Source organism: Gymnodinialimonas mytili (assembly GCF_037544085.1).
In the GTDB taxonomy this organism is placed as follows: domain Bacteria; phylum Pseudomonadota; class Alphaproteobacteria; order Rhodobacterales; family Rhodobacteraceae; genus Gymnodinialimonas; species Gymnodinialimonas mytili.
The window spans coordinates 273,284-285,495 of record NZ_JBBIFW010000001.1; the positions used below are offsets into that span (position 1 = coordinate 273,284).

10 protein-coding genes are annotated in these 12,212 nt (G+C 60.0%); 7 read left to right on the forward strand and 3 right to left on the reverse strand.

The annotated features are described in order from the left end of the window. Positions 1–44: 44 nt before the first annotated feature. Positions 45–731, reverse strand: coding sequence for a GntR family transcriptional regulator (locus V8J82_RS01435; RefSeq protein ID WP_339971368.1), 687 nt, complete (start codon positions 729–731; stop codon positions 45–47). 67 nt (positions 732–798) lie between these two features. Continuing rightward, positions 799–2,049, reverse strand: a complete 1,251-nt coding sequence (locus V8J82_RS01440; protein ID WP_339971370.1) for an enolase C-terminal domain-like protein — start codon at positions 2,047–2,049, stop codon at positions 799–801. A 191-nt stretch (positions 2,050–2,240) separates the two neighbouring features. Between V8J82_RS01440 and V8J82_RS01445 the strand changes: the two genes are divergently transcribed. The 6 genes from V8J82_RS01445 (at position 2,241) to V8J82_RS01470 (ending at position 10,004) form a co-directional block, all read left to right on the forward strand. Continuing rightward, a complete protein-coding gene (locus V8J82_RS01445; RefSeq protein WP_339971372.1) occupies positions 2,241–3,344 on the forward strand; it encodes an ABC transporter ATP-binding protein in 1,104 nt (367 codons plus the stop codon). After that, entirely contained in the window at positions 3,341–4,324 is a 984-nt protein-coding gene (locus tag V8J82_RS01450) for an ABC transporter permease (RefSeq protein ID WP_339971374.1), read from the forward strand. Before V8J82_RS01445 ends, V8J82_RS01450 begins: the two co-directional genes overlap by 4 nt. A gap of 10 nt (positions 4,325–4,334) precedes the next feature. Next, on the forward strand, positions 4,335–5,216 hold the full coding sequence (locus V8J82_RS01455) for a carbohydrate ABC transporter permease (protein WP_339971375.1): 882 nt from the start codon (positions 4,335–4,337) through the stop codon (positions 5,214–5,216). A gap of 31 nt (positions 5,217–5,247) precedes the next feature. Continuing rightward, positions 5,248–6,816, forward strand: coding sequence for a type 2 periplasmic-binding domain-containing protein (locus tag V8J82_RS01460; protein WP_339971377.1), 1,569 nt, complete (start codon positions 5,248–5,250; stop codon positions 6,814–6,816). A gap of 102 nt (positions 6,817–6,918) precedes the next feature. Beyond that, entirely contained in the window at positions 6,919–9,237 is a 2,319-nt protein-coding gene (locus V8J82_RS01465; protein ID WP_339971379.1) for a DUF4962 domain-containing protein, read from the forward strand. Positions 9,238–9,260: 23 nt separating this feature from the next. Beyond that, positions 9,261–10,004 (forward strand): SDR family NAD(P)-dependent oxidoreductase, encoded by a 744-nt coding sequence (locus V8J82_RS01470; RefSeq protein WP_339971381.1) that lies wholly within the window; start codon positions 9,261–9,263, stop codon positions 10,002–10,004. Between the two features lie 45 nt (positions 10,005–10,049). On the opposite strand, the gene V8J82_RS01475 is transcribed toward V8J82_RS01470, so the two are convergent. After that, a complete protein-coding gene (locus tag V8J82_RS01475; protein WP_339971383.1) occupies positions 10,050–11,069 on the reverse strand; it encodes an alpha/beta hydrolase family protein in 1,020 nt (339 codons plus the stop codon). Positions 11,070–11,189: 120 nt separating this feature from the next. On the opposite strand from V8J82_RS01475, the gene V8J82_RS01480 reads away from it, so the two are divergent. Continuing rightward, on the forward strand, positions 11,190–12,191 hold the full coding sequence (locus V8J82_RS01480) for an AraC family transcriptional regulator (protein ID WP_339971385.1): 1,002 nt from the start codon (positions 11,190–11,192) through the stop codon (positions 12,189–12,191). Positions 12,192–12,212: the final 21 nt, after the last annotated feature.

Genomic DNA, 12,212 nt, shown 5'->3' on the forward strand with positions numbered 1-12,212 from the left:
CTCAGGCCGGGGGCCAGGCACGCGGATCAGCGGGAGGCCCCGCGTTACTCCGCCTCAAAATAGTCGGCGTTCATCGACGAGATCGTGGCGATGGTGGAATCCAGCCGCGACAGATGCAGCATCCCGAAATCCACCGCCGCCTCGGAATCGCCCGATATCACCGCCTTGGCGATGTTCTGGTGATCGCCCAAAAGCTGCGGCATGCGGTCTTCCTGCGCCAAGCTAAGGTTGCACAGCCGGTCGACTTTGGCCTTTTCGGCGGAAATCACCTCGAACGCGAAATCGACTTTCGCGATCTCGCACATGGTCTTGTGAAACTCGTAATCCAACCGACTGAATGCCGCATAATCGTTCTGTTCGATGACTTTGGCCTGCGCTTCCAGACAGGCGGTCAACACCTCGGCGTCTTCGGCAGAACAATTGGCCGTGGCCCGGCGCAGCACCTCAGATTCGACCGAAGAGCGCACGAAGCGGGATTTGGTGATTTCCCGGGCGGAAAAACGTTTCACCTCTGTCGCACGCTGGGGGCGGATCAACAACAGATCCATGTTCTCTAGCCGACTGAACGCATCGCGAACCGGCTGGCGCGACACCCCGAATTGAGAGGCGATCTCGGCCTCGGAAATCTTGTCGCCTGGACGCAGCCTGAGAGACGAGATTTCCGCATAGAGATAGTCAAAAATCGCATCCACACTGGTGCGGCGATCCTTGATCTTATTTATCACAGCCATAGGGGTGTTCTCCGGGTTTCGGGCGGGCGGGTCAAGTCGGTGTGCCGGGTCGAACGGGAATAAGCGGTTACCATCTTGGCACCTTGCGAATGTAATCCGGCACATATTTCAGCATCTCATCGGTGTCGTCGCGGTCGATCACCATGGCCGCGCGATAGAGGTCATGGAGTTCCCCCACGGCGTCGAGATCCAGCTCAACCCCCAGGCCGGGGCCTTCGGGCACGGCGAGCGTGCCATCCACGAAAGGCGGGCGCCCGCCCTTGATGATTTCTTTCGTGGACCACGGATAATGCGTGTCACAATCATAGGTCAGGTTCGGCGTCGCGGCGGCAACATGGCACATCGCGGCCAGTGATATGCCCAGATGCGAGTTGGAATGCATGGACACGCCCAGATCCGCAGCGCGACAAATCTCACCCAGATGCACGGCGCCCGTCGCGCCGCGCCAATAATGGTGATCGGACAAGATGATCTGTACGGCATCTTTTTTGACCGCTTCGATGATCTGTTCGAATTCCACCACAACCAGATTGGTGGCCAGGGGCATTTCGATCTGCGCCGAGAGCTCCGCCATCGCATCCATGCCGCGGCAGGGATCTTCGAGATATTCCAGAATATTGCCCAGGGCATCAACGACCCGTTTGGCCGTCGGCACCGTCCAAGCGCCCATCGGATCGATGCGCAAACCGTGGTCGGGGAATTCTGCACGCAGCTTAAGCATCGTTTCGATCTCAAGATCGGGCTCCAGCACGCCGCCTTTCAGCTTCAGCGATTTGAAGCCGTATTCAGCGACCATATGCTGGGCTTGGGCGACCATGGCATCGGGGCTCATCACCTCGCCCATGATATCAGGGCCGAAGGTAAGATCCTGCTTGGCGAATTTGAAGAACAGGTAGCCGCCGAAAGGGATCTGTTTGCGCACCGCGCCCCCCAGCAGATCGTAGAGCGGGCGTCCGACCTCTTTGCCGCGGATGTCCAGGCAAGCGATCTCAAACGCGCTGTACACGACATCGACAACCTTGTGATCGGCCAGCGCGGTTGGCGCATTCACGCCACCCGCACCCGGAAGCGCCATCTCAATACGATACCGCAGATCGCGCAGGTCATAGGGATCGAGCCCGGTCAACCCGGGGACAGCGGCGCGCAGACCCTCAAGCGTGCGGGTGGCGCCGTAGGTCTCAGACAGGCCCACAAGCCCGCAATCGGTCGTGACCTCAACAATCGCGCGCAGAAACACCGCCGGATGCACGCCTTTGGTGTTGGCCAAAGGCACATCCGGGATCGCAATCGGGGTGATCCGAACCTCCGCCACCTTCATCGCACGGCGCCCCTTAGAGAAATATTATCAAGTGCATCTTTTTTCATCTTCCGACTAGTATCCCAGATTTGTTACTAGTATACCAGTGGAAACTTTTCGAATCGTACTCCACCCTGAGTTGCGTGTCGAAAATCCAGAATGTTGCCCGGCACATCCAACGCAGATTGGACAATCCGGGAAGGGGAGGCGCCATGTCAGGTGTTCGGCTGGACGGAATAGTGAAGGCCTATGGTGCCCTGCAGGTTGTGCACGGCATCGATCTGGAGGTGCAGGAACAGGAATTTGTGGTGCTGGTCGGCCCGTCGGGCTGCGGCAAATCCACGACGCTGCGGATGATCGCCGGCCTTGAGGAAATTACTGATGGGCATTTGACCATCGACGACACCACGATGAACCGCGTGGCCCCGAAAGATCGCGACGTGGCCATGGTGTTTCAGAACTACGCGCTTTACCCGCACCTGAATGTCGCCGACAACATTGCCTTCGGTCTGCGCATCCGCAAAGAGCGTAAGGCGGATATCGATGCGGCTGTGTCCGAGGTTGCCGGTATTCTGGGGCTGACCGACTATCTGGATCGGCGCCCGGCCGATCTATCCGGCGGGCAGCGCCAGCGGGTCGCCATGGGGCGCGCGATTGTGCGGCGCCCTAAGGTTTTTCTGTTCGATGAGCCGCTCTCGAACCTCGACGCCAAGCTGCGCACGCAGATGCGGGCCGAGATCAAGCGCCTGCACAAGCGGCTGGGCGCCACCAGCATCTATGTGACCCATGATCAGGTCGAGGCGATGACCCTCGCCGACCGGATCGTGGTTATGCATGACGGTCGGATCGAGCAGATCGGCACGCCGATGGATCTGTTTCTGAACCCCGCCAACACCTTCGTCGCCGGGTTCCTCGGCGCGCCGCCGATGAACATGATCAATGCCGAGATCACCGGCGGCGATAGCGGCCCTGCCGCGAAATTTGAAAACACGACAATCGCCCTGCCCCCGCTGACCGCCTTGGAGAACAGCATCGGGCGCGATGTGATCCTGGGCATTCGTCCCGAATTTGTGTCGGTGACCAGCGGCGAGACGCCCGGTGGCGTTCCCATTGACTTGGATCTGATCGAGACGCTGGGATCAGAGGCGCTGATCCACGCCCGTCTTGCTGGGGAACCCTTTGTGATCCGTACCGAAACCTTGGGCAAGATGGACAGCTTGAACGCCGTCTCGGGCTTCACCATCACGCCGAATTTGATCCGCGTCTTTGATGCCAAAACCGGCGCCGCCCTGCCCGGCCAGGTCCACGCCGCATGACCACGCAGCCCGATATCCGCGGCGCCGCGCCGAGCAAACCCGCGCCGCCGATGGCCATGGGCAAACTGACCCGTTCGCAGCGCATTATCGATCACCTCAAGCGCGAATGGCAGATCTACGCGATGCTGCTGCCGACGATCATCTGGCTTTTGCTATTCTTGTATAAGCCGATGTATGGCCTGCAGATCGCCTTCAAGGATTATTCGATTTTCCGAGGCGTCGCGGCCAGCCCCTGGATCGGGTTCGAGCATTTCGAGACGCTGTTCAACAGCGATCAGTTCATCCGCGCCCTGCGCAATACAATTGTTATAAGCTTCTACAGCCTGATCTTCGGCTTTCCGATGCCGATCCTTCTGGCCTTGATGTTCAACGAGATCCTGCACCAGACCTTCAAGAAAACCGCGCAGACCATTGTCTATCTGCCGCATTTCATCTCGTCTGTGATCATCGCGGGCATCGTAATCACGGCCTTTTCGCCCTCGGCAGGGATCGTGAACACGATCCTGGGCTGGTTCGGGGTGGATTCCATTTACTTCCTGACACGCCCGGAATGGTTTAGGCCAATCTTCATCGGCACCGGGATCTGGCAAGAGGCCGGGTTCCAATCCATCGTCTATCTGGCCGCCATCGCAGGTGTCTCGCCCACGCTCTACGAAAGTGCCGTGGTTGACGGCGCCAGCCGCTGGCAGATGATGTGGAAGATCACCATCCCCTCGATCATGCCGACGATCATCATCATGCTCATCATCCGCATCGGCAACATGCTGGAAGTCTCGTTCGAGATGATCATCTTGCTCTACCAGCCCGCCACGTATGAGACCGCGGATGTGGTCAACACCTTCATCTATCGCCAGGGCATCCAAGGCGGCCAATACGATCTGGCCGCGGCGGCGGGCCTGTTCAACGCAGTGGTGGCCTTTGTCCTGGTGATGAGCGCCAACGCCGTTTCAAAGCGCTATTCGCGCACCAGCCTGTGGTGAGGGGCGCAACATGGCCAAAATGAACCTCTATTCCCGCGGCGACAAAGCCTTTGTGATCCTCAACATGGTGCTGGTCGGGCTGTTCGCGATCTCGACGCTTTATCCGTTTATCTACATCGCCTCGCTGTCGATGAGCACGGGGTTCGAGGCGCGCGCCGGAAACGTGATCCTGACACCCGTGGGCTTCACACTGGAAGCCTATAAGCAGGTCTTATCCGAGCCGCTGTTCTGGATCAGCTACCGCAACACCTTCATCTACACGATTGGCGGAACGTTGATGAGCCTCGCCTTCATCATCCCCGGCGCCTACGCTTTGTCGCGCCCGCAACTTTACGGGCGGCGGTTCTGGAACCTGATGGTGGCGTTTACCATGTGGTTCAATGCGGGCCTGATCCCATTCTTCCTGAACATGCGCGATCTGGGGCTGCTCGATAGCTATTTCGGGATCATCATCGGGTTTGCGGTGAATGGCTTTAACCTGATCCTGTTGCGCAACTTCTTTGAATCGATCCCCAAAAGCTTCGAAGAAGCCGCGCGGATGGATGGCGCCAATGAATTCCAGGTGCTGTGGAAGGTGTTCGTACCGCTCAGCAAACCGGCCATCGCAACCGTAGCTCTGTTTTGTATCGTGTCACGCTGGAACGGGTTTTTCTGGGCGATGGTTCTGCTGCAGGACGAAGACAAGATCCCGCTACAGGTCTATCTGCGGCACGTGATCCTGGAACTGCAGGATGATGAGGAATTCGCCTCGACCCTGCTGGACAGCGCCTATTCGGTCGAGACTGTCAGCGCCGCGATCATCGTCTGTTCGATCATCCCCGTGCTGCTGATTTACCCGTTCCTTCAGAAATACTTCAGCAAGGGCATTTTGCTGGGCGGGGTGAAGGAATGACCCGAGAGACGAACGCAAATGGGAGGAAATTATGCGTAAACTGACATTGGCATCTATTGCCTTGGCCACAACCGCGCTGAGCGGCCCGGTTTTGGCGGATGGTCACCTGAGGATCACCGAAGAACCGCTGGAACTGACCATCCACATGCATTGGCCGCGCGCCCAAGGTTATGGCGTCGGCGGCAGCCCAAGCGAGATCTACCCCGTCGAACAGGCCGCCCGCGAGATGACAGGCATCCACCTGACCGACGCCACGGCGGGCCGCAATTCCACCGATGCTGGCGAGGCGATGAACCTGCTGCTGGCCCAGGGCGATCTGCCCGATATCGTCGGGGGTCACCTGATCCGTCAGCCGGTCAACCAGTACGGGCCACAAGGCGCCTTTGTGCCGCTGAACGATCTGATCGCCGAACATGCGCCCAACATTCAGGCTTATTTTGATAGCCACCCCGAGGTTTTCGCATCGATCCAGGCCTATGACGGGAACATCTACTACATCCCCTATCTGCCCGATGGTCAGTTCGGTCGCGCCTATTTCATCCGCCAGGACTGGCTGGACGCGCTGGGTCTGGAGCAGCCCGACAATGTCGATGAGCTCTACGAGACGCTTGTCGCCTTCCGCGACCAAGACCCCAATGGCAACGGCCTTCAGGACGAGATCCCGTTCTTCGCGCGCAATTGGGAAGAGACCATTCGCCTGGTGACGCTGTGGGATGCCCGCTCCTCCGGGTCGGATACCTATCACGATTTCTACGTGAACGACGCGGGCCAAGTCATTCATCCCTATGCACAAGAGGCTTATCGCGATGCGCTGGCCAATGTGGCGCAATGGTACGAAGAGGGCCTGATCGACCCCGAAGTCTTCACCCGCGGATCATCCTCACGCGATTACCTGCTATCGGAAAACCTGGGTGGGTTCACCCATGATTGGTTCGCCTCGACTTCGGGCTACAATGCGGCCCTGGCCGACCAGATTGACGGGTTCAACTTCATCCCCTTCCTGCCACCCGAAAGCGCGGGCGGCGTGCGGATGGAAGAACACCGCCGCATCCCGGTGAAGCCCGATGGTTGGGCGATCAGCTACACCAATGAACATGTGGTGGAGACGATCCGCTATTTCGACTTCTGGTTCACCGAGGAAGGCCGCCTTCTGTCCAACTTCGGTGTCGAGGGCGAGACCTGGAATATGGTCGATGGGGAGCCTGTGTTCACCGATGAGGTGCTGAATTCCGACCGTGCGGTCAACAGCCAGATGTATGACCAAGGCGCCCAGATCCAGCGCGGCTATTGGCAGGATTATCGCTACGAATGGCAGTGGACGTCCGAGGCGGCACGCGAAGGCATCGAGCTTTACGAAGCCAATGATCTTCTGGTGCCGCAATTCCTGGGCGTTGCGTTCAATGAAGATGAACAGGCGATCTACGACCGCTATTGGCCGTCCCTGCGGACCTACATGCTGGAACGCCAGCAGGCATGGGTTCTTGGCTCCGGCGACATCCAGGCCGATTGGGACGACTACATGGATGACCTGAACAACATGGGCTACGCCGAGGTGATTGAGGTCATGAACTCGGCCTATGAACGCCAATATGGCGGCTAATATGCCCTGAACCAACCCGCTCTGCGGCCCGGATCCGGGCCGCAGAGCTCCGATAGATCCTCTGCGCCAGACCGACAGGACAGACACGTGATGCAAGGCAAGATGGCCACATTCCTCGACGAGCCGAAACCGGGCCGCTTGACGATCCAATACGCGCCCGATGCGGACAGCGCCATTGTAGAGAACCCACCGCGGTTTTCATGGCTGCCGGTGATCGAAGACGGCGCGCTTTATGTCTTGCGCCTGTCGCAGAATGCGAAATTTCCTGACGGCAAAACGCGGGTTTATACCGGCATTCCGCTGAACTTCTTCACGCCCCACGATGTGCTTGAACCCGGCACATGGCATTGGTCCTACGCCGTTTGGGACGCGCAGACCGGCCAGCCGCAAAGCGGGTGGAGCCAAACGCGCAGCTTTGACCTGGCGCCCGACCTGCCGCAAACGCCGCTGCCCGGTCGCAACACGCGCTTGGCGCAGGCCACGCGTGCCCACCCCCGCCTATGGATGACAGAGGATCGGTTGAAGGCGTTCCAGAAAGACATTGCCGCCGACCCGGATCACTGCACTTGGGCGACATTCTTCGAAAACTCCGTTCTGCCCTGGATGGATCGCGATGTGATGGCCGAGCCTGCGGGCTACCCCAACCATCAACGCGTCGCATCGATCTGGCGCCAGACCTATATCGATTGCCAGGAGCTGCTTTATGCCATCCGCCACCTGGCGATAGGCGGCAAGGTCACGGGTGATGCCGAAATGGTGGCCCGCGCCAAGGAATGGCTCTTGCAGGCCGCGTCGTGGAATCCCGCGGGCACTACATCCCGCGCCTATACCGATGAATGGGCGTTCCGTGTGAATCTGGCGCTCGCCTGGGGCTACGATTGGCTCCATGACGAGTTGTCGGATGAGGACCGCGCGAAGGTACGCGACGCGTTGCTGGCCCGCACCCGCGAAACCGCCGATCACATCATCAGGCACGCCAATATCCATTTGTTCCCCTTCGATAGCCATGCGGTGCGCGCCGTCTCGGCGGTGTTGATCCCGGCCTCTATCGCGCTGCTTGACGAGGCGCCTGAGGCCGAAGGGTGGCTGCACTACGCAGTGGAGTTCCTCTTCACCGTCTATTCGCCCTGGGGCGATGCCGATGGCGGTTGGGCGGAGGGACCGCATTACTGGATGACGGGCATGGCCTATCTGATCGATGCCGCCAACCTGCTGAAATCCCATACCGGTCTGGATCTGTACCAGCGGCCCTTCTTTCAGCATACCGGGGATTTTCCGCTCTACACCAAGGCCCCCGATACGCGCCGCGCGACCTTTGGCGATGACAGCACGATGGGTGATCTGCCCGCCGTGAAGATCGGCTATAACCTACGCCAATTCGCAGGTGTCACCGGCAACGGCGCCTATCAATGGTATTACGACGAGATCAAGCGCGGCAATCCCGGCACTGAAATGGCATTCTATAATTGGGGTTGGTGGGATTTCCATTTCGACGAGATGGTCTACCGCACCGATTTCCCGTTGGTCGAGGCAACGCCGCCCGAAGATGGGATGCGCTGGTTCAAGGGGATCGGCTGGGTCGCAATCCAGCACGGGATGGACGATCCCGAAAATCACATTCAATTCGTGATGAAATCCTCGCCCTTCGGATCGATCAGCCATAGCCACGGGGATCAAAACGCGTTTTGCCTGTCGGCCTTCGGCGAGGATCTGGCCATTCAATCGGGCCATTACGTCGCCTTCAACAGTACAATGCACCAAAGCTGGCGGCGGCAGACGCGGTCAAAAAACGCGCTGCTGATCAATGGCAAGGGACAATATGCCGGGCAGGACAAACCGCGCGCCATGCGCTCCACCGGGCAGATCGTGACCGCCGAACAGCGCGACGACCATATCTTTATCCAGGGCGATGCGACGGCAGCTTATCAAAGCCTGACCCCCGAGGTCAGCCTGGCCCAGCGCGATGTCTATTTTGTGCGGTCGCAATACTTCGTCATCGTCGATACCGTGGATGCCCAGGCGCCGATGTCGATCGAGTGGCTGTTGCACGCCAACGGGCCGATGCATCTGGGCGAGACCTCGTTTCGCTACACCGGCGAGCGGGCGGGGTTCTACGGCCAATTCCTATGGTCCGAGGCGGGCGCACCGCAACTCAGCCAGCAGGAGGGCTTCCCCGATGTGGATCCCGCCGAATATGACGGCCTGCCCGTCAGCACCTGCCTGAACGCCGCTTTTCCCAAAGCCACGCGCCACCGGATCGCCACGCTGATCGTGCCCTACCCGCTTTCGGCGCCCCGGCGCGTGTTCAGCTTTCTCGATGACCAGGGCTACGATTGCGACCTGTATTTCACCGATGCCGATGACCGCAGTTTCAAGGTTGTCGTGCCCAAAACCTTCGATGCCGGTTCGGCATCCGATTAATGCGTCCCCAGGAAGGAAACCTTATGAAATTGAACGGCAAGACGGCCATTATCACCGGTGGTGGGCGCGATATCGGGCGGGCCTGCGCCCTGAAACTGGCCTCTGAAGGCGCCAATGTGGCGATCAACTATTTCGCCAGCGCCGAGGGCGCGGAACGTACGGTGGCCGAGATCCAACAAAATGCAGGCCGTGCCTTTGCGCTTCAGGGCGATCTGAATACGCAGGCGGGCGTCGATGCGCTTGTGGCAGAGACGGTCGCGCAGTTCGGCTCGGTCGATGTGCTGGTCAACAATTCCGGCGGGCTGATCGCGCGCAAGACGATTGCCGAAATGTCGCTGGACCATTGGCACGCGGTGATGGATCTGAACCTGACCAGCACGTTTCTGATGGTAAAGGCCTGTCTGCCGCATATGCGCTCGGGCGCGATTGTGAACCTGGCCAGCCAAGCGGGCCGCGATGGCGGCGGGCCAGGCTCTGTCGCCTATGCCACGTCGAAAGGCGCGGTGATGACGATGACCCGCGGCCTGGCCAAGGAATTGGGGCCCGCAATCCGCGTCAACGCGCTGTGCCCCGGGATGATCGACACCGATTTCCACAATATCCACACCAAGCCCGAGGCGCGCAAAGGGTTCGAGGCCGCCGCCCCTGTCAAGCGCCAGGGTGTGTCCGAGGATGTCGCCAATCTGGTCCTGTTCCTGGCCTGCGATGACAGCGCGTTCATCACCGGAACCAATATGGATATCAATGGCGGGATGCTGTTCAGCTAAGACCAGATCGCCACCGCCTGGATCACCCGGCGGTGGCGTCATGGCCTAAAGGTCCAGGAATGCCGCGATGGCGGCCAAAGACGCGGCATGGACCGTTGCCCTATCCGATCCTTCGGGATCGTCACAGATCGGGTCTTCCCCCTCTTCGATCAGCAATTGCGGCGCCATCTCCGTGCAGATGGGCAGAAACGAAAAATGGTGCGCATCGGGAATGATGGCGTGTTCGACCTGGGGCAACATGTCGATCAGGCCGCTTCCCTCACTGCGGACATCCGTTGTGGGCCAGGGGAAGTCTTGCCCCAGGCTGACGATCTGCACCGGGATGTCGACCTCCGCCGCGCTGCTGGGCACCGCCGCATAGGTGAAGCCGGGATCGACCGCGATCACCCGCCCGAACCGCGGATCGCCCATATCGGCCGAGAACTCGGGCGGTAGTGTGTCGAAATCCACCCCACCCCGCGCCAGGAACCGACAATCCTGCGCTGCATCGCCTTGTTCCGTACAATAGGCGCCGTAGGCCTCGGCATCCAACCGCAAACCCGCCAAGCCCAGCACTGTGGACCCGCCCAGCGAAAAGCCCAGGGCCGAAATACGGTCCGCATCGATGCGGGTGGCGAAATACGGGTCGGCCAACAGGTGGTCCAGCACGGCGCTGACATCGGCGGCGCGTTCTGCCAACCGCACGGTGCGCCGGGGCGAGCTGTCGCCTGAAGTCGTGCCGGGGTGGTTCATCACCGCCACCAGCGCGCCCTGCTCGGCCAGTCCGGAGGCGAGCCAAGCGGTACCGATCATGCTGCTTCCCGATCCGTGCGAGATGATGATCAATGGCAATGGCCCATCGGGCAACGCGGGCGCCATATATGCATCGAGGCCCTCAAACACCAAATCGTTGCCGATCCGAGTGATATAAGTTGGGATTGGCGCTGGCGACCAGATGCCCGCCGCAATCAGGCCTGAGCGGTGGTCCGCTGAGACATCGAAACTGTCGAAACCTACCGCAGGATCGGCCAATGCGGGGCAAGTCAAGGTTGCAGTCAGGGCAGAAAGGGATAGAGCACGTTTCATATCAAGATCTCCTGTTTCTTTGTGAAGCGATGTCTTGATCTGGTCGAAAGCCCTGATTTCGCGCGTCCTCAAACCGGTTTCAGGTCGCGCAGATCCGGTTTTCGGTCTAGGCCAAGCCCCATGTTGACGCTGCCCCTGCCCCTGATCGTGGCTCTGATCCTTGGCTTTCTGGCCCTGCGCCACGCGGTTGCCGCGGATCGCTCGGTACTGTTTCTTATGTTGCTAATGTCTTGCGCATTGCAGGCGCTGCTGGTGTCGCTGACGCAGCATTACGGCCTGGTTGGCCTGGCCAAACTGCAACCGATCACGGCAGCGATCACGCCAGGCTTGGCCTGGCTGACCTTTCAATCGGCGGCCCTGCACCCCGTCACGCGACTGCAAGCGGCGCTACACGCGCTCGGGCCGCTTTTCATCATCTTCTGTATCATCTTCGCGCCAGCGACGCTGGATGCGGTCTTGTCCGGGATTTTTGCAGGTTATGGCATCGCGATTCTGATCCGTTTGAAGGCCGATGAGACGCTACCGCTGACCCGGCTGGGTGCGGGCCCATTGCCGCGGCGGATCTGGAGTGCGGTTGGGGTGATGCTGATCCTGTCGGCGCTGTCGGATGCAATGATCGCGATTGCACTTGCAGCGGGCAACACCGCTCTGCCGCCGCTGATCATCAGCATCTTCACCTCCTTCGCACTGCTTGGCATCGGTCTGTTGAGCCTGTCCCCAGATGCTGACGGGCCGGACGATCCGAGCGCATCGCCCCCCGAGCCGCCCATAAGCTCGACCGAAGCTGAGGCGGATCTGATAGTCCGCCTTGATGCATTGATGTCCGAAGATCAGCTCTATCTCGATCCCGATCTGACCCTGACCCGCCTGGCCCATCGCCTGCACGTTCCGATCAAACAGCTGTCCGCCGCGATCAACCGTGTAACGGGTGAAAACGTCTCACGCTACGTGAACGGGTATCGCGTGCGCCATGCCTGCGCACGACTTGAGGCGGGTGCGTCGGTGACCGAAGCGATGTTGGACAGCGGCTTTAACACCAAGTCCAACTTCAACCGCGAATTTGCGCGTGTCATGGGCCATGCCCCCTCGGCGCATCTTCTAGCGGCGAGCAGGTCGGCTTAAGCCGCTCACCAGCAGTTCCTA